At 47.9% G+C, this 22,241-nt stretch carries 25 protein-coding genes; 10 read left to right on the top strand and 15 right to left on the bottom strand.

The features are described 5' to 3' along the window. The coding region (locus FEK42_RS20695) for a flagellin (protein ID WP_276609145.1) at positions 1-120 on the top strand (120 nt) is incomplete at its 5' end. A 465-nt stretch (positions 121-585) separates the two neighbouring features. Further along, entirely contained in the window at positions 586-1,251 is a 666-nt protein-coding gene (locus tag FEK42_RS20700) for a hypothetical protein (protein ID WP_135491771.1), read from the top strand. Between the two features lie 36 nt (positions 1,252-1,287). On the opposite strand, the gene fliR is transcribed toward FEK42_RS20700, so the two are convergent. The 13 genes from fliR to fliF form a co-directional block, all read right to left on the bottom strand. Further along, positions 1,288-2,067 carry a flagellar biosynthetic protein FliR gene (fliR, locus tag FEK42_RS20705; RefSeq protein WP_135491772.1) on the bottom strand — a complete coding sequence of 260 codons (780 nt, stop codon included), beginning with the start codon at positions 2,065-2,067 and terminating at the stop codon, positions 1,288-1,290. Positions 2,068-2,069: 2 nt separating this feature from the next. Then, entirely contained in the window at positions 2,070-2,339 is a 270-nt protein-coding gene (fliQ, locus tag FEK42_RS20710; RefSeq protein ID WP_135491773.1) for a flagellar biosynthesis protein FliQ, read from the bottom strand. Positions 2,340-2,351: 12 nt separating this feature from the next. Further along, the gene (gene fliP, locus FEK42_RS20715; protein WP_135491811.1) at positions 2,352-3,065 is read right to left on the bottom strand and encodes a flagellar type III secretion system pore protein FliP; all 714 of its coding nucleotides are present in this window, start codon (positions 3,063-3,065) and stop codon (positions 2,352-2,354) included. Between the two features lie 49 nt (positions 3,066-3,114). Then, positions 3,115-3,534: a flagellar biosynthetic protein FliO gene (gene fliO / locus FEK42_RS20720; protein WP_135491774.1), complete on the bottom strand. Its 420-nt coding sequence runs from the start codon at positions 3,532-3,534 to the stop codon at positions 3,115-3,117. Beyond that, a complete protein-coding gene (gene fliN, locus FEK42_RS20725) occupies positions 3,534-3,920 on the bottom strand; it encodes a flagellar motor switch protein FliN (RefSeq protein ID WP_135491775.1) in 387 nt (128 codons plus the stop codon). Before fliN ends, fliO begins: the two co-directional genes overlap by 1 nt. Continuing rightward, a complete protein-coding gene (fliM, locus tag FEK42_RS20730) occupies positions 3,907-4,923 on the bottom strand; it encodes a flagellar motor switch protein FliM (RefSeq protein ID WP_135491776.1) in 1,017 nt (338 codons plus the stop codon). The genes fliN and fliM overlap by 14 nt, the downstream gene beginning before the upstream one ends. Positions 4,924-4,928: 5 nt before the next feature. Continuing rightward, complete coding sequence (gene fliL / locus FEK42_RS20735; protein ID WP_240783069.1) at positions 4,929-5,465, bottom strand: flagellar basal body-associated protein FliL; 537 nt, start codon at positions 5,463-5,465, stop codon at positions 4,929-4,931. A gap of 339 nt (positions 5,466-5,804) precedes the next feature. Further along, on the bottom strand, positions 5,805-7,034 hold the full coding sequence (locus tag FEK42_RS20740) for a flagellar hook-length control protein FliK (protein WP_167852499.1): 1,230 nt from the start codon (positions 7,032-7,034) through the stop codon (positions 5,805-5,807). A 1-nt stretch (position 7,035) separates the two neighbouring features. After that, positions 7,036-7,479 carry a flagellar export protein FliJ gene (fliJ, locus tag FEK42_RS20745; RefSeq protein ID WP_138211946.1) on the bottom strand — a complete coding sequence of 148 codons (444 nt, stop codon included), beginning with the start codon at positions 7,477-7,479 and terminating at the stop codon, positions 7,036-7,038. Positions 7,480-7,481: 2 nt separating this feature from the next. Continuing rightward, a complete protein-coding gene (gene fliI, locus FEK42_RS20750; RefSeq protein WP_135491778.1) occupies positions 7,482-8,870 on the bottom strand; it encodes a flagellar protein export ATPase FliI in 1,389 nt (462 codons plus the stop codon). Continuing rightward, positions 8,867-9,583 (bottom strand): flagellar assembly protein FliH, encoded by a 717-nt coding sequence (locus FEK42_RS20755; protein WP_135491779.1) that lies wholly within the window; start codon positions 9,581-9,583, stop codon positions 8,867-8,869. The genes fliI and FEK42_RS20755 overlap by 4 nt, the downstream gene beginning before the upstream one ends. After that, positions 9,570-10,556, bottom strand: a complete 987-nt coding sequence (gene fliG, locus FEK42_RS20760) for a flagellar motor switch protein FliG (RefSeq protein ID WP_135491780.1) — start codon at positions 10,554-10,556, stop codon at positions 9,570-9,572. The genes FEK42_RS20755 and fliG overlap by 14 nt, the downstream gene beginning before the upstream one ends. Beyond that, positions 10,553-12,235 (bottom strand): flagellar basal-body MS-ring/collar protein FliF, encoded by a 1,683-nt coding sequence (fliF, locus tag FEK42_RS20765; protein ID WP_135491781.1) that lies wholly within the window; start codon positions 12,233-12,235, stop codon positions 10,553-10,555. The genes fliG and fliF overlap by 4 nt, the downstream gene beginning before the upstream one ends. Before the next feature lie 306 nt (positions 12,236-12,541). Here fliF and fliE point away from each other — a divergent pair, with 306 nt between their 5' ends. The 8 genes from fliE (at position 12,542) to FEK42_RS20805 (ending at position 19,742) form a co-directional block, all read left to right on the top strand. Continuing rightward, positions 12,542-12,877, top strand: coding sequence for a flagellar hook-basal body complex protein FliE (gene fliE / locus FEK42_RS20770; RefSeq protein WP_135491782.1), 336 nt, complete (start codon positions 12,542-12,544; stop codon positions 12,875-12,877). A gap of 186 nt (positions 12,878-13,063) precedes the next feature. Next, the gene (locus FEK42_RS20775) at positions 13,064-13,903 is read left to right on the top strand and encodes a CheR family methyltransferase (RefSeq protein WP_135491783.1); all 840 of its coding nucleotides are present in this window, start codon (positions 13,064-13,066) and stop codon (positions 13,901-13,903) included. Positions 13,904-13,906: 3 nt separating this feature from the next. Then, positions 13,907-14,944, top strand: a complete 1,038-nt coding sequence (locus FEK42_RS20780; RefSeq protein ID WP_130209611.1) for a chemotaxis response regulator protein-glutamate methylesterase — start codon at positions 13,907-13,909, stop codon at positions 14,942-14,944. 38 nt (positions 14,945-14,982) lie between these two features. Beyond that, on the top strand, positions 14,983-15,372 hold the full coding sequence (gene cheY / locus FEK42_RS20785) for a chemotaxis response regulator CheY (RefSeq protein ID WP_130209609.1): 390 nt from the start codon (positions 14,983-14,985) through the stop codon (positions 15,370-15,372). A 2-nt stretch (positions 15,373-15,374) separates the two neighbouring features. Beyond that, on the top strand, positions 15,375-16,016 hold the full coding sequence (gene cheZ / locus FEK42_RS20790) for a protein phosphatase CheZ (protein WP_135491784.1): 642 nt from the start codon (positions 15,375-15,377) through the stop codon (positions 16,014-16,016). A gap of 72 nt (positions 16,017-16,088) precedes the next feature. Then, positions 16,089-17,237, top strand: coding sequence for a flagellar biosynthesis protein FlhB (gene flhB, locus FEK42_RS20795; RefSeq protein WP_138211947.1), 1,149 nt, complete (start codon positions 16,089-16,091; stop codon positions 17,235-17,237). Next, positions 17,230-19,326, top strand: a complete 2,097-nt coding sequence (gene flhA, locus FEK42_RS20800; RefSeq protein WP_138211948.1) for a flagellar biosynthesis protein FlhA — start codon at positions 17,230-17,232, stop codon at positions 19,324-19,326. The genes flhB and flhA overlap by 8 nt, the downstream gene beginning before the upstream one ends. After that, positions 19,326-19,742: a flagellar protein FlhE gene (locus FEK42_RS20805; RefSeq protein ID WP_138211949.1), complete on the top strand. Its 417-nt coding sequence runs from the start codon at positions 19,326-19,328 to the stop codon at positions 19,740-19,742. Before flhA ends, FEK42_RS20805 begins: the two co-directional genes overlap by 1 nt. Before the next feature lie 62 nt (positions 19,743-19,804). Here FEK42_RS20805 and FEK42_RS20810 read toward each other — a convergent pair whose 3' ends face one another. Next, positions 19,805-20,428, bottom strand: a complete 624-nt coding sequence (locus FEK42_RS20810; protein ID WP_135491786.1) for a winged helix-turn-helix domain-containing protein — start codon at positions 20,426-20,428, stop codon at positions 19,805-19,807. A 387-nt stretch (positions 20,429-20,815) separates the two neighbouring features. Then, a complete protein-coding gene (locus FEK42_RS20815; protein WP_135491787.1) occupies positions 20,816-22,156 on the bottom strand; it encodes a hypothetical protein in 1,341 nt (446 codons plus the stop codon). Positions 22,157-22,241: the final 85 nt, after the last annotated feature.

Raw genomic sequence — 22,241 nt, forward strand, 5'->3', positions numbered from 1 at the left:
GCTGACTTCGCGTCTGAAGTGTCTGAAATGAGCCGCGCTAACATCCTGCAGTCTGCCGGTACTTCTGTTCTGGCACAGGCTAACCAGGTTCCGCAGAACGTTCTGCAGCTTCTGCGTTAATGAGCCCCCCGGCAGAATGATTCTGCCTCGTGCCCCCTACCAGCCCAGTTCTTCCTCCTGGGCTGGTTTTTTTATAATTAAGCACCCACAATTTTCTTCGTCATCGCGTAGTCGATTAATAACCAGGATTGTGATTTTTCTGATAAGAACACTGACTTCAAATAAATCAGGGGGAAATAATTATGCCTGAACGCGTTGGGTGAAATATAAATCATAGTATAAACGAACGCCCTAACATTGCCGCACTCCTTTAACTCCTGACTAATAATCACCAGACCTTCGTATTAAACTATAATTATATTTCACATCGAATTATCCTAATCAGGATTTACTTAATGTGGTGTATTATACTTACCATTAAGGATGTTAAATTTTTCAGATAAGCCCAAAAGTAACCTTTTATTATCAATGCTGACGAACAACGTCAGCTAAGTAATCAGGAAAATACGCGAGGACCGCGCACTAATGGAAAGCAGTACTAATTCTACACCACCTGTATTTGTCATGGCCCTGTGTGAGTATTTCACATTTGGGATGAAGAATCTTTTCTCCAACAACAACATTAATCTGTCGTTTATTCATCGAATTGATCAAGTCACTATCGGTATGGATGACACGCTAACCATTATGCTAGTGCTTGATATGTCAGGGACGGAATCGCTGCGTATCTTCAAAGACGCCGTCGACTTTCTCATCCAGATTAACAGCCGTAAACGCGTTGGCGTGCTGGTCAGCCGTTATAACTCCTATCTGACGTATTACATCTCGCGCAAGTTTGCCGGTAAGGTGACTTTTTTTAACTCCCATAACCTACGCTCCGGTCTTTTTCAGCGTAACTTCCAGACTTGGCTACGGGGTAAAACATTCCGTCCTATGCATACGATTAATCGCTACCGGGACGAACGTTATGGTTTTTCCCTGAAAGAATGGATTTGTCTGGTGCTTCCCCTTGCCGGGGAATCAATAGGCGAAATGTCCCGATGCATGAAAATACCGGAACCGACGCTGTATCAGATCAGACGCGGCGCGCTAAAAAAATTAGGGCTGAATTCCTACCGGCAATTCTGTGAACTGTATATCAGAGGGGAAATCCGCACGGAAAACGACAAAATTTTAAGGCAGAAATACTGACGCGTTTTTTGGGTTCACAACGGCTGCGAGGCAGGGCTATCTCATCGCGGCCATAATTTGCAGAAGATTGTCAAAAATGGTGGCCATCAGGTTTTCAAAAAGTGGGCCAAAGGAGTACATCATCAGCGATAGCGCCAGCAATCCAACGCTAAGTGAAATAGGGAAACCGATCACAAAAACAGAAAGTTGCGGCGTCAGACGGTTAATAATACCAAGTGTCAGGTTAATACAGAGCAGTAACGCCACAATAGGTAACGCCAGTATCAAACCGCTACTGAAAATAAGCCCCGCCAGTTTTACAAAAGCCAGATAAGCAGACGCATTGGGTAACGTAGCCACAACGGGCAAAATATCAAAGCTGCGGGCGATAATCTCCAGAAGGTAAAGATGTCCGTTGGCGATTAAAAAGATCAGCGTAGCCAGTAAATTCAGAAAGCGGGCGACCACAGGCATATTCTGTCCACCGGCCCGGTCATAGAAGGTGGCAAATGAAAGTCCCATCTGCAGGCCGATAAGTTCGCCAGCGTGGCGGACAGCCACAAAAATCAACTGAATGATCAACCCGGTGATAAGGCCAATAATGAGCTGCCCCGCTCCCGTCAGAAATCCCTCATACGAAACAATACGAATATTGCTGTCAGGCAATATGGGGGCTATCTGAAAGGCTATCAGTGCCGACAGTGCAATTTTGACCTTTTTGTTGATCGATTTGTCATTAAAGATCGGCGCTGACGTAAAAAGAGCCAGAATACGCAAAAACGGGAAGAAATACTGACCGATATGCAGGTAGAGATAAGCCAGAGACAGAGTGAGCATAACTAGCGAATCAGATAAGGCAGGCTGTTAAACAACCCGTGCATATAATCAAGCATGACGCTTAACATCCAGGGACCAAGAGCAATAATGACCACCACAATCAGAAGGATCTTGGGAATAAAAGACAATGTCATCTCGTTTATTTGCGTGGATGCCTGGAGAATACTGATAACCAACCCGGCAATCAGAGACGCCAGCAATAACGGCGCGGCAATCATCAGACCGACTTTAATGGCCTGGAATCCCATCGCCATGACTTGTTCTTCTGTCATCTCTTTTCCTCGTCAGCTAAAAAAACTTTGAGCCAGTGAACCAATCAACAACTGCCAGCCGTCGACCAGAACAAACAGCATCAATTTAAAAGGTAATGAGATTGTCGCTGGCGGCACCATCATCATCCCCAGCGCCATCAAAACACTGGCGACCACAAGGTCGATAATCAAAAACGGTATAAAGATGGTAAAGCCAATCTGGAAACCTGTTTTCAGTTCACTGGTGACAAACGCCGGAACCAGCAGACTTAACGGTACATCTTCCGGTCCGGCGAAGTTTTGCTGATGAGCGATGCGGGTATACAACGCCAGATCATCCTGACGCGTTTGTTGCAACATAAATTCCCGCAGCGGCTGAATACCTTTATCGATGGCTACCTGAGCGGTGATTTTATCCTGACTTAAAGGCATCCATGCGTTGTCATAGATTTTATTAAACACGGGCGACATGACATAAAAAGTGAGGAACAGCGCCAGACCTAACAGCACCTGGTTTGGTGGTGTTGATGACGTTCCCAACGCGTTACGCAGCAATCCCAACACAATGATGATGCGTGTAAAACCGGTCATCATCAGCAAAATAGCGGGTAGAAAGGTCAGCGATGTCAGCAGGACCAGCGTCTGTACCGGTAAAGACCAGCCTTCCCCACCCGCCGGGCGAGTTAACAGAATGTCGCTATTGGCAGCGAATGCGCTATGTACAGGCAATCCGATGCCAAACACCATGACCAACAGGCCACAGATAATCGACATTAACCGCCATGATGGTTTTATTTTATTGTGACTTGCCATAACGCCCCCGCAGACTGTTTGCCAGCACTGTCTGAAAACAGTCAACCAGCGAGCTACGGGACTGCGGTTGATCAACAGCCGCAAAATTTTCTTCGACCGTTTTTTTGTCGATGGCGCTCAGACAGGAGATATTTTCTGCCGTCACGCCAAGCAGTAACCATTGATTTCCCACTTCCACAAGAACCAGGCGTTCACGCGGCCCCAGAGACTGGCTGAATTTAATATTTAACAGCGCATTGCGGCCATTTTTTTTCCCTGAAATACCGCCAGAACGACGTAAATACCAGAGTAAAAGAAGTAACCCGAATATTATCAGGCAGAGGATACCGCCGGTATGCATCCATACCGACGACATGCTGGTTGTTGAAGCGGTGGGTAAAACTGTATGGGTACTATTGATCATTATCTGCTCAGGCGATAAATACGTTCAGATGGCGTAATAATATCGGTAATACGAATACCGAATTTATCCGACACCACAACCACTTCTCCCTGTGCAATAAGATAACCATTAATCAAAATATCCAGAGGTTCACCTGCCAGACCTTCCAGCGCAACCACAGACCCCTGGCTCAGTGCCAGAAGTTCCTTGATGGCCATACGGGTTCTGCCAAGTTCTACCGTCATTCTGACCGGAATATCCATAACCAGATTCAGGTCAGAGGCAATAGCTTTCGCCCCGTCCATCACGCCCGTCGTTCCTGCGGATTCGCGCTGTTCTTCCAGTGCGTCTGCCCAGGCCGTATCTGCGGGAGTAGAGGTAGTGCCCGCCTGTTCATTCTTGCTCATGCGAGCTCTCCTTAGAAAAAGGTGCTAATGCTGTATTAAAAAGTTCTTCTACCTGCAAGGCGTACTGATTGCTTGCGCTGCCATATTTCCCGGACAGTACCCGTACGCCATCAACATAAGCTTCAGCGGTTTCAGGTTTATCTAACGGCAAAACATCGTGTTGCTTCAGGCTCATAATTTGTGACAGTCGCATCTGGACGTCGGATAAATTCACCACCAGTTCCAGTTCCGTATTTCTGACCTGTGAAGCCAGCGTATTACGCCAGTTTTGATCTTCCTGCCAGGCGTTTTCCTGTGGTGGACTGGTAAGCAAAGAACGTATTGGCTCAATAACGTTGAAAGGGATGCAGATATCCATCTGGACGCACTCTGAACCCAGTTCGATATAAAACGGTGTAGTAATCACAATATCATTCGGTGACGACGTAATATTGGTGAATTTCACCTGCATTTCTGAGCGAATATATTCTGTTTTAAGACCATAAACCGTACTCCAGGCAAAGTCATAAGACTCCAGAGCAATTGACAATATACGCTGAATAATACGTTGTTCAGTGGGGGTAAACTCCCGCCCATCCGCTTTTGTTTTAAAACGTCCGTCACCGCCAAATAAATTTTCCACCAACATAAACACCATATTGGGAGAAAAGACGAACAGTGCCGTCCCGCGCAAAGGTGACAGATGAATCAAATTAAGATTGGTCATCACAGGCAAGTTACGCGCAAATTCATGATAAGGCTGTACCCGAATATTACCGGTAGTGACGTCCAGACTGCGGTGCAACACGTTGAACGCTCCGACACGAAACTGGCGGGCAAAACGTTCATTAATGAATTCCAGCGTGCTGAGTCGTTCATGAACAACTCGTCGTTGCGTCACCGGATCGTAAGGACGGATACCATCCTCAGGAGCCATGGCAGATAGAGTGTTTTCAGATGCGCCGTTACCATCGCCATTCAGAAGACTATCCACCTCATCCTGTGACAAAATATTGTCAGACATAGCGATTACCGTAAAATAAAGATGTTAAATAAAACATCGGTAACTTTAACCGTCTGTTTCCCGGATAGTGGACTTGCCAGTTCTTTTTCAATTTGATGAACCAGTTGCTGTTTACCTTCGCGTGTGCTCAACTCCTCCATCGTCTGCTGTGAAAATAGCATAACAAGGCGGCTACGAATTTCTGGCAGGAAACGTTTTAACAATTCCTGGGAGCGAGGATCTTTCAGACGCAGCGTCAATCCAACATACAGAACATGTTCTGTTCCATCGACACCAGGCTTCAGACTGACAGTAAACGTATCCAAAGGTGTATAAATAGGTATTTCAAACGTTTCCTCTATTTCTTCAATTTCCTGCTCTATTGTGTCTTTTTTAACATTGTTCTTTAAACTCTCCAGTTCTGTCCAGGTATAACCAAAACATGCGCTGGCAAAAACAAATGCCAGGACGGTCAGCGCTATGCGACCTTTGCTTTTTTTGCCACTCTGAGTGGTATCCAGATTCTTTTTTGACATCACAAAAATATACTCAGTAATTTGCACCCCGTTACACCCGGGACAGGTGCTGTATTCTATTACATAACCTGGTATTAATAATCCGGCAAAAAAATGTCGCTGCTGGCATTAAATTGATAGATAGATTTGACTTCAGACAACATTGTAAACGTTTGCCTGCATCCTTAATGAAAATGAATGTTGCAGAAATGATAAAAAAACACACCTATGTGAGATTTATAACCAGTTGAATTTTAATATAATTAAAGATCAGGATCGATATCAACAGCCCGCAAAGAAGCAAGTTTAAACCCGGAAAAAATACCACCATAATAAAACAACAAAGCCCGGTTCCCGGGCTTTCAGATAAATAACAAAATAAATTTATCAGACAAAAGTATTTATTCCGCCGGAACGACTGATCGTATGCAGAATTACGCTTGGTTCATCCGGTACGCTTTCCACACCATCATCGGATTGCATATCCTGTTCTGCTGTCTGATTTTGCGAACCGTTCTCCCACGAAGGTCTGGAGTCCGCAGCAACATTGGTTTGCCCAAGAGAGATCCCTGATTCTGCAAGGGAGTTTCGTAAATGAGGCATCGCCGTTTCAAGCGCAGCGCGAACCTGATGGTCGGCTGCGGCAAAATGAAGCTGCACCTGATCATTATTTATCCGCAGACTAATATGCAGACTACCAAGATCTTCCGGGTGCAATCTCAGCTCCGCATGATGAATCCCTTCACGAGTAAAGCAAGCCAACTGCTGACTCAAATTCTGCTGCCATTCCGTAGTCCCCACAGACGCTGTCAATACAGAGGGCTGCGCAGATGGGGATACCCCCACAGGCTCACGGATTTGAATGCTCATATCCCCAATGGTTGGGATATGAAAAGCATCCGCTGTATGACTTTCCTGATGTTGTACAGGCATCTGTTCAGTCGGTTGATTCGCCACCGCCGAATCCAGAGACGTTGCCAATTGTTCCGATGACTGAGGCAGTGTATGACCGGTATTGGTGGCCGACTCAAGATGCAAGGAATCGGGTTTTAATGGCAGCGATGAAGATGGATGAGCAACCGGTTTACCGACTTTCCCCGCAAACTCTGAATAGCCAACGGCTTTATTCAACGTTTGCGAATGGCGGGTATCGAAAGCATTATTTTGTACTTCATCCCCATTCTGTTCCGCTAAAAGTTCAGTTTCAGGCAAACTAACATCGGAACTCCCCTTTTCCGTTTGGGACGCCACATTTTCAGGCGACACCGACGTATTTTTCAGGGCGGTAACCAGTCCATTGCCTTCAAACATCGGTGACGCTGTCATTTCCTGGTTTATACCTGTTTCTGGTAATGGTGTACTTTGCGCCGGAAGCAGGTAAAACAGATTATCCATGACACCAGAGTGCTCCCCTTCAGGCGATCCTTTCCCTTTTTCTTCCTCGTTCGGTAACAGATTTACTGTCCCTTCCGACGGAAGATGAGGCTTCGGGATGGCGCCAGGAAGCAGTTTGCTGTCGAGTTCTGCGGCAAATGATGACGTGTCTGTGTCATTCTGCGTTACAGCGTGTCCATGCCCCAGATTGCCAGTATTCATAGGTAAAGAAATTACCTGCATTTTATTTTCCCCTCTGGCTGGCGCGGCGGGCAAATTCATCCATCATTTTTTGTTCCTGTCGGTTTTCTTTCAATATACGCTGGGCTTCGGCCCGGCTTTTTAATGTTTCAAATGCGTTTAACCGCTGACGATCTTTTTGCCAGTCACTGAGCGAGGCATCGACAATCTGTTGGCTGTTGTTCACCTGGTTTACCTGCTGCAAAACGACCTTTTCCAGCGCACCAATAAAACTTTGCCATGACTGGAGCGTAGACACTGATATCCCCTTATCGGCAATGGTATTTTGCAGTTGGCGACGATATTCAGATTCGTATGTCTGTAATTGTTGTAAACGTGAGACTTCATTCTCATGCGACTGGCGCGCACGCCCCAGCCGCGCCGTGGTGTCATTGAGTTTCTTTTCGGCCAGATCCCGCAAAACATCCATTGGTGCTGATGTTGCCATGATTATTCACCTGCTTCAGGGCCTCTGTTTTCCGGGAATAACGCATCGAGCTGGCGACATGAAACATCATATTCCTGACGTTCATGGATACCCTGTTGCAGATAGCGTTCCATTTCTGGATACAAGGTGATCGCCTGATCCAGTAAGGGGTCGCTGCCTCTGGCATACGCCCCGACGCTGACCAAATCCCGGTTCCGCTGCCACGAGGACAGAAGTTGTTTAAAACGCTGTACCTTTTTAAATTGCTCTGGTTGCGTGATTTCCGTCATCACACGACTGATAGAGGCTTCAATATCAATGGCCGGATAGTGACCTGATTCCGCCAGTCGGCGTGACAGAACAATATGTCCGTCGAGAATGGCGCGAGCGGAGTCCGCAATCGGGTCCTGCTGATCGTCGCCTTCCGTCAATACGGTATAGAATGCGGTAATTGATCCGCCGCCGCGGATACCATTCCCGGCCCTCTCCACCAGAGCGGGTAAACGGGCGAAAACAGAGGGCGGATAGCCTTTGGTTGCAGGCGGTTCGCCAATGGCTAACGCTATCTCACGTTGTGCCATTGCATAACGCGTCAGCGAATCCATAATCAGCAACACATTTAATCCACGGTCACGGAAATCTTCCGCAATACGCGTAGCATATACAGCCCCCTGCATACGCAGTACCGGCGATACATCGGCAGGCGCAGCAATAACTACCGAACGCTGTAAGCCATCCTGCCCGAGGATATTTTCAATAAAATCTTTGACTTCACGGCCTCGTTCGCCGATGAGTCCCACAACCACCACATCAGCGGTGGTATAGCGCGCCATCATGCCTAACAGGACACTTTTCCCGACACCGGACCCCGCGAACAGCCCCATACGCTGGCCTCGTCCCACGGTCAGTAACCCATTAATCGCCCGGACGCCGACATCAAGCACATTGCGAATAGGATCGCGTTGCAAAGGGTTAAATGGGGCAGTGAATAATGTTGCCCGATCACAACTACCGGGAGGAGGAAGGCCATCCAGCGGTCGCGCGCTGGCATCCAGCACACGCCCCAATAATCCAGGCCCGACAGGCAGCTGCTTGCCTTGTGTTAACTTATCACCACTGTCCGGTGCCCAGACTCTGGCGCCAGGCAAGATGCCGTCCACATGTTCCAGCGGCATTAAATACAGCGTTTGCCCACTAAAACCGACGACCTCACTTTCTACACAACGAATACCCTCCGGACCGTCACGTTCAACAATGCACAACGTACCGATGGGTAATTTCAGGCCGGTGGCTTCCATCACCAGTCCAGTCGCGCGGATCAGCCTGCCATACTGACGAAAAGCGGGTAATGTCGTCATCCGCTGTTCTTGCTGTTCCAGAGCACCCAGCCAGTTTTTGAGATGCGAAGTCATACACCGCCCCTGTTACGAACCAATTGACACAACGACTGCCAGCGGGTTTCCAGCGAGGCATCCAGTTCCCCTTCTTCCGTACTGATCCGACAACCGCCGGGTAGAAGATGAGGATCGGCACACAATTCCCAGTCATAGGCTGAGAGTAACGTCTCAAGCTGCTGGCGTACCTCTTCTGGTTCTTCCGCACTGATGGTCAGGCGAAATTTACCTTTCAGTAAACTATCTTCGTTGAGTAGGGTACGAATGTGATTCATCAGACTGGTATGCATTTTATCCGTAACGCCCTGCTCGCCCAGTAGAGTACGTACCGCCATCAGCGCCAGTTGCACCAGGCGGGCAGGAATGACGCTGTCCATGTTTTCAACCGAGATCTGGAAACTTTCCATCACGCGGGAAAACTGTGAATTTAACAGCGACTGTTGAGCATGTATTTCCGCTAATCCTTGCTTAATGCCCTCGGCTTTTCCCTGTTGCAATCCTTCTTCGTAGCCGCGGCGGCGGCCCTCTTCTTCGCCCTTTACCAGTCCCTGCGTAAAACCTTTTTGCCCTTCCTGTTGGCGAACACGGGCAAGCTCTGCCTGCCGGTCCGGGTCAGACATTGGGTCTGCATCTGCGTGATTTTCTGACTCCAGATTTGGCCATGAGGAACTGCCCTGCCCGAGCAGATCATCGGGCCGCCAGGGTTTCCAGGTTGTCTCAGACGTAGACATCCTCACCTCCGCCAATCACCATCTCTCCGACTTCCACCAGACGACGTACTACCAACAGAATGGATTTCTGTTCTGCTTCGACCTGGGTCATACGTACCGGACCGCGTGAATTGAGATCATCACGCATAATTTCAGCCTGACGTTTGGACATGTTGCTGAAGAATTTCTCACGCAGCGCCTGATCAGCGCCTTTCAACGCAACCAACAGAGACTCGCCATCGACTTCCTGCAGCAGGCGCTGGATGCTGCGGTCGTCCATATCCACCAGATTTTCGAACAGGAACATCTCATCAATAATTTTTTGCGCCAGTTCAGGATCAAATTCACGGAATGCAGTAAGCGCCGCTTCTTCCTGCTGAGTTTTCATCAGGTTGAGAATTTCAGCCGCCGGACGAACACCGCCCATATTGTTGCGCTTCAGTGACTGACCGTGGAGTAGATTGTTCAGTACATCCGTCAGTTCTTGCAGTGCCACCGGCTGGACGCCGTTAAAGGTGGCAATACGCAACATAATGTCGTTACGTTCGCGTTCTTCGAATTTCGCCAGTACGCTTGCTGCCTGAGCGCGTTTCAGATGCACCAGAATGGTCGCAATAATCTGCGGATGCTCTTCCCGAATCAGGTCATACACCATATATGGTTCCATCAGACCCAACGTATCGATACCGTTGTTTTCACTATGGGCATCCAGCAGATTATCCAGCAAGGCTTCGGCCTGGGATTCACCCAGCGCTTTCACCAGAACATTGCGTAAATACTCATCCGCATTGATGCTGATGGACGCATACTCTTCTGAATCGCGTTTGAATTCACTCAGCACCTGAGCAATCTGCTCATGGGTATAAGAGTGAATGCTAACAATAGCACTGCTTATCTGTGCCACCTCCTGAGGACTGAGATGGCGGAAGACGTCGGCGGCCCGGTCATCGCCGAGCGTTAGCATAATAATGGCGCTTCGCATGGCGGCATTCATGATGGTTTCTGCTCCTTATTCATCCACTGGCGAATAACCAGTGCAATAATCTGCGGTGCCTCATCGGCCATTTCACGCAGTTGCTGAGTAGTAAGCTCGGTATCCATGCGCTGTTGAGCCTTGGCAAGTTCGCTGTGTTCTTTTTTCTGCCGCTGCGCCGTTGCTTCGGCCTGACGTGCTTCTTTTTCCATTTCGAGCCGCTGGAGCAGCATTTCCTGATGTTTCACCCAGAATGGCCATACGGCTTTACGCCACAGCATCCAGGCAACCAGAGCGACTAAAAGATAACGCAGTACGCTAAGAACTAGCTGAATGACATCCTGCTGTTGCCACAATGGAAGAACGACATCTTTGTCTGACTGGCTAAATGGTGTGTTAACCACATTTACCGAATCCCCACGGGAAGCGGTATAGCCCATTGCCTCTTTAACCAAATCGTTGATTTGTTTCATCTGCGCTGGCGTCAGAGCCGCCGGTTCTCCGGCTTTTCCTGGCAGATAATTGATAACAACCGCGACCGACAAACGTTCCACATTACCCGTGTTGCGGGTGATATGTTTTAGCGTTCTGTCCAGCTCGTAATTGGTAATGTCGTCATGGCTCTGACTGTAAGGTTGTAGTTTTTGGCTTACCGCCTGAGACGCCGGGTGTGGCGCGCTATCTTTGGCGCCGCGTGCTGGCGTTGAGGTGGTAATCGGTGCGGTGGCGGCCGTAGGCGGTAGATTACTTAACGCGCCAGGTACTCCTCCAACGCTGCTTTTCCCGCCCTGCTCATCATGAACAACGTGGCGGCTGCGGATAGACATCTTGTCTGGTGACGTGTTGGGGGCATATTCCTCAACAGTTTGCTCATTCTGCGTGAAATCCACTTGCGCCGTAACTTGCGTACGCACGTTGGCGCTGCCTACAACGGGTGTCAGAATGGCCTGAATGCGGTTTTGATAGTCATCTTCAACTTCGCGGATATATTTAAGCTGCGTTGTCTGGGTATTGTGAGTGTCACTGCCGGAAAGCAGATGACCAGACTGATCCACAATGGTGACATGAGCGGCATCAAGGCCCGAAACCGCGCTGGCTATCATGTAACTGATGGCGTTGACCTGGCCTTCATCCAGTGTTCTGCCATTTTGTAAAGTAAGAGTAACTGAAGCAGTAGGCGCTTTTTGTTCGCGGACAAACAGTGACGGTTTCGGTATTGCCAGATGAATACGGGCGCTCTGTACTGGACCTAACGTCTCAATAGTACGAGCCAGTTCACCTTCAAGCGCACGCTGGAAATTAACCTGCTCGTTAAACTGGCTAATACCAAATTTTTCCTGGTCGAGCAGTTCAAACCCTACAGAGCCACCTTTCGGCAATCCCTGCTGTGCGAGTTTAAGACGGACCTCATAAACCTGGTCTTCCGGGATCATGATGGCGCCGTTATGGTCAGCAAAGCGATAAGGAACCTGCATCTGGCTAAGCTGCGTGACAATCGCTCCACCGTCCTGTTCGCTAATATTACTGTAGAGAACTCGATAAACTGGCCCTTGCATCCAGAATAGCAAGGCGACAACAATTGAAATTGCCGCCGCCGCTGTGATCATAAAAATAATTCTGGGATTTGCCCGAATTCGTTCCAGTAGTGCCTTAAAATCAAAGGGACTATTTTTTTTATTACCCTGGGTTGTGGCATTCATGCCATATTCCTGTAAAGTTAAATGGTACGACTTCAACGCAGGTGTCATATTGCAGATGCAGATGAACAAACTGGTGATGAGTATTATTCGCGACAATTTTTCATTTCAGAAAATTTGCCAGATAAGAATTATCGCCTGAAACAGCCCTAAACCTAATCTGCAATAAGAACAGGTTTATGCTGACTTTTCCCACAATGCTGCTGAACTTCCGCCATGATAAAGTACGCCTAAATTAAACAGAGCTGATAAGACATCAGTATCAACTATCTGTTGTTAAGTTAAGTGTCAGTAAGGTGAAATAACAATATGTCCCTAAATACAATCAATGGGGTAGTAAATCAGATCCAGCGTCAGGCAGGCCAGGTTTCTGCAATGCAGAATCAGCTTGCTCTGACAGGATCAAATGACACAGAAAATAAAACGCAATTTTCTGATGTGTTATTTAACAGCCTCAATAATATCAGCCAGCTCCAGAATCAGGCCAAACAAGGCTCTGAAGACTATCTGGCAGGCGTGCCAGGAGTTGGCTTAAATGATGTTATGGTTTCGATGCAGAAGTCATCTGTAGCACTTAACCTTGGTGTTCAGGTACGCAATAAAATGGTTAGCGCGTATCAGGACATCATGAATATGGGTGTCTGATTGTCGATTTTTCGTTTTAGTCACTCCGTTAATCCTGATTGTTATTTTCTGTTTTCCCGTATCACCTGATCACCGCCAGGCTGTGTTTATGATCGGGTGATGCGTATTGAAACCCCAATCATGTGTTGAAAATAACTCTCTATCCCCCGCTAAATGCGGAAACACTGAGAAATAAAATTCCGCAATATGGCTAATCACTCTGAATTCCCTACGCAAACTCTGAACACTCTCACGGATAAAGATTTAGCACGTGTCAGCGAGCTAATTTACCGCCGTGCAGGTATTGTCCTGAATGGTCAAAAAAAAGATATGGTCTATAATCGTTTATCCCGCCGAATCACTCAGCTAGGGATAAACAGCTTCAGTGAGTATATGGCACTGCTTGAAAGCAGCTCTGATGCGCCGGAATGGCAGACATTTGTCAACTCGCTGACCACTAACCTGACCTCTTTTTTTCGTGAAGCGTACCATTTCCCTATTCTTGCAGAACATGCGCGGAGTCGGCGCGGTATGTATAACGTATGGTGCGCTGCGGCATCCACAGGCGAAGAACCACTGTCAATTGCGATGACGCTGGAAGAAACGCTGGGTCGTAGTATTACGGGGCCTCGCATACTGGCAACTGATATTGATACCGATGTTCTGCGTCATGCCAAAAAAGGAATTTATCAATTATCCGATTTGGCTAGTCTGAATGAAAAACAGAAAAAAGACTGGTTTCTGCGCGGAACAGGAAATCACGGTGATAAAGTAAAGGTAAAAAGGGAACTGTTGGCATCGATTCATTACCAACAGCTGAATCTCGTGGCCCCACAGTGGGATATTCCTGCACCGTTTGATGCTATTTTTTGTCGCAATGTGATGATTTATTTTGACAGAAATACGCAGGATATTCTTATGCGCCGTTTTGCAGAAATACTGAAACCAGGTGGAATACTTTTTGCGGGTCATTCAGAACATTTTAATACTGCAAATAGTCATTTTCGCCTGCGCGGCCAATCTGTTTACTGCCTGACAAAGGGGTAACAAATGAAAAAGATAAAAGTGTTGTGCGTGGACGATTCGGCGTTAATCCGCAATATCATGACGCGAATTGTTAATCAACAACCAGATATGGAAATGGTCGCCACAGCGCATGATCCCATCATGGCCCGTGATTTGATTAAACAACATAACCCGGATGTACTGACGCTGGACGTTGAAATGCCGCGCATGGATGGTCTGGATTTTCTTGAACGTTTAATGCGTCTGCGTCCAATGCCGGTATTAATGCTTTCTTCACTGACCAGCAAAGGCTCTGATATCACTATTGCAGCACTGGAACTGGGCGCCGTAGATTTTATTACTAAACCTCAGCAAGGACTTCAGGAAGGGATGGAAAAATACAGCGATATGATCGCTGACAAAATTCGTATCGCGGCAAGCGTGCGGAGTTTCCAGAAAAGAACAGTTCCTCCCGTTATTCGCGCCCCGCTTATTGGCAGTGAAAAAATTATTGCCATTGGCGCCTCTACCGGTGGTACAGAAGCATTAAGCCATGTCCTGTTGCCAATGCCGCCGACATGTCCGGGAATCGTCATCGCACAACATATGCCGCCAGGGTTTACCCGTTCTTTTGCCCAGCGTCTGGATAAATCCTGCCTTCTGTCCGTAAAGGAAGCAGAGCATGATGACCGCGTACTACCCGGTCATGCTTATATCGCGCCAGGCGGCAGACATATGGAGTTAATACGTAGCGGGGCTAACTACCATATCAAACTTAGCGATACGCCGCCTGTTAACCGCCATCGTCCGTCGGTAGATACGCTGTTTGAATCTGTTGCCCGCGTCGCAGGACGAAATGCCGTTGGTGTGATCCTGACGGGTATGGGTAACGATGGTGCGAAAGGTCTGTTGGCGATGCGTAACGCAGGCGCCCGAACCCTCGCCCAGAGCGAACGTTCATGTGTGGTATTCGGTATGCCCCGTGAAGCAGTGGCTTTAGAGGCGGTAACAGAAGTCGCCGACCTCGATGATATGAGCCAACAAATTCTCAATAACATAACCGGGCAGTCTCGCCGTATTTAACAGCCTGTTTCGTACTTAGAAACATTTCAGGATATACCATGACAGATAAGAATTTACGTTTCCTCGTTGTTGATGACTTTGCCACCATGCGTCGCATTGTCCGCAATCTCCTTAAAGATCTCGGCTTCAACAATGTTGACGAAGCGGAAGATGGTCATGACGCACTGACGCGTCTGAAAAAAGAACCATTCGATTTTGTCATTAGTGACTGGAACATGCCGAATATGGACGGTTTACAGCTACTGAATGAAATTCGCCAGGATAGCGCGCTTAAAGCTCTGCCTGTGCTGATGGTTACCGCAGAAGCGAAGAAAGAAAACATAATTGCAGCGGCGCAGGCCGGTGCCAGCGGTTATGTCGTTAAACCTTTTACCGCAGCCACTCTTGAAGAAAAGCTGAACAAAATCTTTGAGAAGCTCGGAGGATAATCATGACCGCGTCTGCGCAACTGCCACAAAAGAATCACGATCCAGACGTCTTTACCCGTATTGGTAATATCACACGGATGCTAAGGGATAGTCTGGTCAGTCTTGGCCTTGAGCGAACCATCATGGATGCGGCTGAAGCGATCCCTGATGCCCGCGAACGTCTGAATTATGTGGCAAAGAAAACATCGCAGGCTGCGGAGCGTGTGCTGAACAGTGTGGAAGAAACAAGACCGATGCAGGACGCTATCTCCAGCGGAGCTGAACAGTTAACACAACGCTGGGATGCCTGGTTTGATGCGCCTGTTGAACTGCCAGAAGCGCGCGAGCTGGTAAAGGATACCCGGCAATACCTGAAACAGGCGACCAGTCTGGCGGGCAAAACTAATAATCAGCTCATGGAAATCATGATGGCGCAGGACTTTCAGGATCTGACCGGTCAGGTTATCCAGCGCATGATGACCATTATTGAAGTTGTCGAAAAAGAGTTGATCCGGGTTCTCGTAGATAACATTCCAGAAGAGGCTGCACCGAAGAAAGAAGTCGCTAATTCATTAATCAATGGTCCGCAAATCGATAACACCCAGGCAGGTGTGATGACATCCCAGGGCCAGGTTGATGACCTTCTCCAGAGTCTCGGCTTTTAATCTATGTAATGTCATTTCCTCTGATAACCAGGGCTTTAATGGCTATCAGAGGAAATAAATCCAGGCAGGCGTATGTCAGAAGAAAGCGATCAGGAAAAAACAGAAGAACCCACAGCTCACCGAAAAGAAGAAGCGCGGAAAAAAGGGCAGATTCCTCGTTCCAGAGAACTCACCTCCCTGCTGATTCTGTTAGCAGGCTGGTCGCTGATGACGGGTAGCGGAGAAAACCTTGCCCGCACGTTATTACAGTTATTGCATTCCGGGTTAACCCTCAACAGAAATCAAATTGAGGACCCGTTAAGCATGATTCACCAGCTTTACGACATGCTGGTAATGATGATTCAGGCATTGATGCCCTTTCTGCTTGGCCTGTTTGTAGTGGGGATTGCCGCGCCATTACTGATTGGTGGGCTTCACCTGGGCGGTGGCCTGAAAGTAGATTTAAAACGCTTAAATCCACTTTCAGGAATGAAACGGATGGTTTCAGGGCAAATGGTCGCTGAATTATTAAAAGGATGTCTGAAAGTTACTTTAGTAGGAACAGGCTGTACTTTGTATCTTATTAATAATAAAGAGCATTTCATCCAGTTAGTGAGTGCTCCACTGCCTGAAGCGATTGGCCGCGCGATGGACCTGATTCTGCACTGCCTGATGATGGTACTACTGTGCATTATCCCGATGGTTGGCTATGACATTTTTAACCAGATTTTTAGCAACCTGAAAAAGCTGCGTATGACCCGCCAGGAAATACGCGATGAATTTAAACAGCAGGAAGGCGATCCGCACATCAAGAACAGAATCAAGCAGATGCAGCGCGCTATCGCCAGAAACCGCATGATGTCCGATGTGCCTGATGCTGATGTGATTGTCAATAACCCAACGCACTACTCCGTCGCCCTGTCATACAAAGAAAACACTATGAGCGCACCAATCGTGCTGGCCAAAGGCGCAGGTGAAGTCGCTCTGCGCATCAGAGAGCTGGGGAAAGAACATAAGATCCCGATGCTGGAAGCGCCACCGCTGGCGCGTGCGCTTTATCGACACAGCGAGATTGGCAGACCGATCCCGACAGAACTTTATAGCGCGGTGGCAGAAGTGCTCGCGTGGGTCTACAGCCTGCGTCGTTGGCGCCACACCGGCGAAACCAAACCCGTACCACCCCGGAACCTTCCTGTACCGGAAAAACTGGATTTTAACCACGAGATGAATACCGATGTCTGATATCGCCACTAAATTACGTTTACCACAGTTGAAAGATACCCAGTGGCGAATACTGGCCGGCCCGGTGCTGATCATGATGATCCTCGCCATGATGGTCCTGCCGCTCCCGGCGTTTCTTCTGGACACCCTGTTTACGTTCAATATCGTCCTTTCATTGATGATCCTGCTCGTATCCATGTTCACCAAAAACACACTGGAGTTCTCGGCATTCCCGACGGTCCTCCTGTTTGCCACCCTGCTTCGACTGGCGCTGAACATTGCTTCGACGCGTATCATCCTGATGGAAGGCCACACCGGCGCTGCGGCGGCGGGTCGCGTCGTGGAAGCGTTTGGTCATTTTCTGGTTGGCGGTAACTTTGCTATCGGCATCGTGGTGTTTGCGATTCTGATCATCATTAACTTTATGGTTATCACCAAAGGTGCCGGACGTATTGCCGAAGTGGGCGCTCGCTTCGTTCTCGACGGGATGCCAGGTAAGCAGATGGCCATTGACGCCGACCTTAACGCCGGTCTGATCGGTGAAGCCGAAGCCAAACGTCGTCGTAACGAAGTGACCCAGGAATCCGACTTTTACGGCTCAATGGATGGTGCCAGTAAGTTCGTGCGCGGTGATGCCATCGCGGGCCTGATGATTATGGCCATTAACATCATCGGCGGCCTCGCTATCGGTGTCCTGCAACATGGTATGGCGATCGGACAAGCCGGTGAAACTTATACCCTGTTAACCATTGGCGATGGTCTGGTTTCTCAGATACCTGCCCTAATAATCTCCACCGCTGCCGGCGTTATTGTTACGCGCGTAGCGACCGAACAGGATGTCGGGGAGCAAATGGTGGGGCAGTTGTTCCACAATCCTCAGGTAATGCTGCTGGCGGCTGGCGTAATCGGTCTGCTTGGTTTGATCCCCGGAATGCCTAATCTGGTATTTCTGCTTTTTACCGCAGCTCTGCTGGGTTTAGCCTGGTGGTTACGCGGTCGCCAGGAAAACAACCAGTCTGTCAGCAAAGAAGATAAAACGCGCGACGAAATCCATGCTGAAGCCGCTCACGCCACAGCCGAAGCCTCCTGGGCAGACGTACAGATTGAAGACGTACTGGGGCTGGAAGTGGGCTACCGTTTAATCCCGCTGGTTGATAGCGATCAAAACGGTCAGTTACTGACGCGTATCCGTGGCCTGCGTAAAAACTTTGCGCATGAAATGGGTTTTCTCCCGCCGTCTGTACACATCTGTGACAATCTGAGCCTTGAACCAGGCAGTTATCGTATCCTGCTGAAAGGCGTGGAAATTGGTCATGGCACGATTCACCCTGAACGCTGGATGGCAATTAACCCAGGCTGCGCCGAAGGTGATCTGGACGGTACGCCGTGTAAAGATCCGGCATTTGGTTTCCCGGCATGGTGGATTGATGAAGTGCAGCGTGAGCAGGCTCAGGTTCAGGGTTATACCGTGGTTGACCCGGCCTCCGTGGTGGCAACGCATCTGAACCATCTGATTACCCAGCACACTGGCGAACTGTTTGGCCGCAATGAAGCCCAACTGTTGCTCGATCGCCTTGAAAAAGATATGCCACGACTGGTAGATGGTTTGATTCCTGGCGTGATCTCTTTAACGCTGTTCCATAAAGTGCTGCAAAATCTCCTGGTGGAACAAGTTTCTATCCGTGATATGCGCACTATTATCGATACGATGGCTGAATTTGCGCCGACAATCACCGATCCTGATGATTTAACCGCTCAAATCCGTAGCCGCCTCGGTCGGGCAATTACCCAACATTGGTTCCGTAATAATAAAGATATCGACGTGATTGGCCTCGACAGCAATCTTGAGAAGATTCTCCTGCAGGCAATCCAGAATAACAGCATCATTGAACCGGGTATTGCCGACAACCTGATTCGCCAGACAGAACAGGCTATCCTTGAGCAAAACTCGCGTAATATTCCGCCGGTACTGCTTGTCGCTCCACCGCTCAGAACTATGCTTTCCCGTTTTCTGCACCGGATTTACCCACAGCTGGTAGTGTTGTCTACGCAGGAGATTGCACATGACCGAATGTTACATATGTCGACCTGCATCGGCGGACAAAAATAATGAAAGCCATTAATACAGCGCTTCTGCTGCTGGCGATCCATTCGTCATTATGCCTGGCTTCCGCAGGAAGCTGGAGCCAGCAGAGCAGCGGTGGCACGCTGACTACAGGCGAAGAATTACTGGTTGGGCGTGTTCTTCACGCCCCCACCGTCGTACCACGTAACGCGCCCGTGAAATATATTACGTGGAAAATAAATCTTCTTACTCCACCGCCACAGGGGCTGGAAATCAATTTATGCAGTACGACCTGGTGTCAGCCCCTGCCCGCTCTCGCCGGTCATTTAACACCAGTTCGTCATTTATCGGCAGGCGGCGTTTTTCACTTTATTTATAACGTGCGCTATAAAGGGCAGTTAATACCCTCCATGACGGTGGTGAGAAATCAATTAACAATAGGCTACGGCTCACAATCGTGAGGACTGGCTTTAACATGGCAAGAACCCACCGTCCAGTGCGTCGATGGGTATGAGAAGTCGAATTATTCTCTTAGCGGAAAATCACTATTAAGCGCAGAGATTAGCTCTTTCAGAAAATCACATTGGCTACAGTTGCGTTTTGTTTTCGACGCTGCGTAATAGACAGCATCTGAAGCCGCAAATTCGTAACCAGCTAATGTGCGTTTTTCTTCCATTAACTGTACAGCGTGGCAGGATGTCTGATATTCACTATTTTTAGTGATATCTGATACTGTAGTGTTAACGTCTATGACGAATCTGTATCCTTTGCCGTAAACGGTTTCAATAAAGATTTTTTCTTTGTTCTGACCAAGAGCATTACGAATACGATAAATGCTTCGCGTCAGCGACTCGTCACTCACCGCAGAAGACCAGACATCATTAATAATTTTATGTTTACTGACTACACGTTTTGCATTCGCTAATAAAACCTTAAGCACGCCAGCTTCTTTAGGCGGCAGATAGACTTCTTCCGCTCCGCAACACAAAAAACCATCATCTGTAAAAGAGAAATCACCAAACTGAAAAGTGGCATGACGTTCTTGTGCATTAATCATATTCACCATAGCTCCCTTATGTGAATCATTGTAGAGACGGGTATCCCCACGGTTAGTTCTGTTCTGCGCTTTCACAATCGGGTCGTTCATTCATTGTCTGCCGTTCCCTGAAAGTCGCTGCACATCACTTGCATCACTGAACTTTATGACAGGATTATCCAATTTTGATGTGATATTGTTTTAAATCGCAAGATTAAGATATAACCTATTGTTTTAAAATGATTATTTTATTTTATCGTGTGCAGAGATATCTCTGTTTAAGATGTTACTCAGGGTTTCGAAAAGATAAATTAAGCTGCATTCCGGTTTCGTCGCAGCAAGTGACATGAATGATAACGACGGACATGCATGAGAGGAAAGACAAAGTTCTGGAACAGAATTCAGTTTAATATTAACCGGAACATATATTTCACATTTGCAGATTTTATTGAAAGAAGTGACCGCATACGCGGCCACTCAAAAATAGAATAATTAATATTAACGGCATAAAACATCAGTTGGCGAAGGCACACTACCTGTTTGTTTAAGTGGGGATTCCGCGTATGCCCCCTGTATTATATGAACCCACTGATAGCGCCCAGTACCACCATATCGATAAGCACCGTCGAGCGTATTTGGCGAATAGGAAATTCCGGCCCAAAGCGCACCTTCATGTAGTCCATCATAATCCCAATTAAACATATCATTTCTTGCCAGTCCGTCGTTAGTACCTAACGTTTTTGCTTCCGCTGAGTTTCTACAAACATTTTCAATACCAGCATAAGGTGATACATCAACACCAGAAAACTTAACATAACTCATAAAACGAAATGATTGAGACGTTTGTACAATGTTCGTATTTTTATCAGTAAATTTCATTGCACCAATCATACCGACACCCGGTTTATCAGTAATCTGAATTTCTGTATTTGTTGCATCCAATACGATTTTTTGTTCGCCAGCAGGCGTCACGCCTTCTACTATCCAGCGATTACTATCCAGTTTTTTCCCATTTGCGCTTGCGAAACCCACGGTACTGTTGATCGGTAAATAAGCACCATGTGCAATAAGCCCAGACCAGTCTCTTGCAGTATTATTTACTTTATCGTACAGCTCGACTATCGGTGTAACCTTGACTTTTATCCGGGGTAAGACCTCAACATTATTCACGGTTATCACAGATTCTGCATCTTTATCCATCGCTGCATCGACGGTTTTATCCGGGTGCACAATAACGGTAGTCTGACCGCTACTATCCGTAGTTCCGGAGGTCGTTTTTGCAGAATAGCCAGGCTTAATATCAACAATCGCATTACTGACAGGTTCACCGAGGCTATTGACCAACGTCACGCTGCATTTAATATCTGTATCAGCCAGCCCACTACAATCCGGCAAAGATGACTTTGTACTGCTGATTACGGTGTAGGTATCTACAGAAGCCGAGGCAATCGCATCCCCCTCAAAGGGAATTGTATTATTACTGTCTGTGCGCGCTGTGACTTGTGCGCGTAGTACATGTCCTTTACTTGTTGAAAATGGTGTGTATTGGGTCGTGGTCTGTCCTGGAATATCTTCCCACTGTCCGGGGGCCGTTTCTACCTGCCACTGATACGTCGTCCCTGATGGGGAAGTATCTTCAGTATCACCATCAGGATCGCTGAATTTAGGTTCCAGCGTTAATGTATCCCCCAGGGTAAGCTCGGGGGCAGCCACGGGTTTATGCCCAGTTATCACCAGTGTTTGATCTTTTGCTGTTGTCGCATAAACGGGTATTGAGGTCGTCAGAACTGTCCCGGCAAGCGTCGACAGCACAAATAATTGCCGTGTATTAATATTCATTCGATAATCTTTTCATTGCACTACAGAAGAAGCTAGTGGCTCTGTTATTGCCCGGGATTCAGACTGAGAGAAAGATTGACCCAAA

This window comes from Escherichia sp. E2748 (assembly GCF_005781125.1).
Classification (GTDB): domain Bacteria; phylum Pseudomonadota; class Gammaproteobacteria; order Enterobacterales; family Enterobacteriaceae; genus Escherichia.

Bases quoted from the DNA above. Each gene is read 5' to 3' on its own strand.
- FEK42_RS20700 (WP_135491771.1), top strand. From the start codon at position 586: ATGGAAAGCAGTACTAATTCTACACCACCTGTATTTGTCATGGCCCTG.
- fliR (WP_135491772.1), bottom strand. From the start codon at position 2,067: ATGCTCACTCTGTCTCTGGCTTATCTCTACCTGCATATCGGTCAGTAT.
- fliQ (WP_135491773.1), bottom strand. From the start codon at position 2,339: ATGACAGAAGAACAAGTCATGGCGATGGGATTCCAGGCCATTAAAGTC.
- fliP (WP_135491811.1), bottom strand. From the start codon at position 3,065: ATGGTGTTTGGCATCGGATTGCCTGTACATAGCGCATTCGCTGCCAAT.
- fliO (WP_135491774.1), bottom strand. From the start codon at position 3,534: ATGATCAATAGTACCCATACAGTTTTACCCACCGCTTCAACAACCAGC.
- fliN (WP_135491775.1), bottom strand. From the start codon at position 3,920: ATGAGCAAGAATGAACAGGCGGGCACTACCTCTACTCCCGCAGATACG.
- fliM (WP_135491776.1), bottom strand. From the start codon at position 4,923: ATGTCTGACAATATTTTGTCACAGGATGAGGTGGATAGTCTTCTGAAT.
- FEK42_RS20740 (WP_167852499.1), bottom strand. From the start codon at position 7,034: ATGCAGGTAATTTCTTTACCTATGAATACTGGCAATCTGGGGCATGGA.
- fliJ (WP_138211946.1), bottom strand. From the start codon at position 7,479: ATGGCAACATCAGCACCAATGGATGTTTTGCGGGATCTGGCCGAAAAG.
- fliI (WP_135491778.1), bottom strand. From the start codon at position 8,870: ATGACTTCGCATCTCAAAAACTGGCTGGGTGCTCTGGAACAGCAAGAA.
- FEK42_RS20755 (WP_135491779.1), bottom strand. From the start codon at position 9,583: ATGTCTACGTCTGAGACAACCTGGAAACCCTGGCGGCCCGATGATCTG.
- fliG (WP_135491780.1), bottom strand. From the start codon at position 10,556: ATGAATGCCGCCATGCGAAGCGCCATTATTATGCTAACGCTCGGCGAT.
- fliF (WP_135491781.1), bottom strand. From the start codon at position 12,235: ATGAATGCCACAACCCAGGGTAATAAAAAAAATAGTCCCTTTGATTTT.
- fliE (WP_135491782.1), top strand. From the start codon at position 12,542: ATGTCCCTAAATACAATCAATGGGGTAGTAAATCAGATCCAGCGTCAG.
- FEK42_RS20775 (WP_135491783.1), top strand. From the start codon at position 13,064: ATGGCTAATCACTCTGAATTCCCTACGCAAACTCTGAACACTCTCACG.
- FEK42_RS20780 (WP_130209611.1), top strand. From the start codon at position 13,907: ATGAAAAAGATAAAAGTGTTGTGCGTGGACGATTCGGCGTTAATCCGC.
- cheY (WP_130209609.1), top strand. From the start codon at position 14,983: ATGACAGATAAGAATTTACGTTTCCTCGTTGTTGATGACTTTGCCACC.
- cheZ (WP_135491784.1), top strand. From the start codon at position 15,375: ATGACCGCGTCTGCGCAACTGCCACAAAAGAATCACGATCCAGACGTC.
- flhB (WP_138211947.1), top strand. From the start codon at position 16,089: ATGTCAGAAGAAAGCGATCAGGAAAAAACAGAAGAACCCACAGCTCAC.
- flhA (WP_138211948.1), top strand. From the start codon at position 17,230: ATGTCTGATATCGCCACTAAATTACGTTTACCACAGTTGAAAGATACC.
- FEK42_RS20805 (WP_138211949.1), top strand. From the start codon at position 19,326: ATGAAAGCCATTAATACAGCGCTTCTGCTGCTGGCGATCCATTCGTCA.
- FEK42_RS20810 (WP_135491786.1), bottom strand. From the start codon at position 20,428: ATGAACGACCCGATTGTGAAAGCGCAGAACAGAACTAACCGTGGGGAT.
- FEK42_RS20815 (WP_135491787.1), bottom strand. From the start codon at position 22,156: ATGAATATTAATACACGGCAATTATTTGTGCTGTCGACGCTTGCCGGG.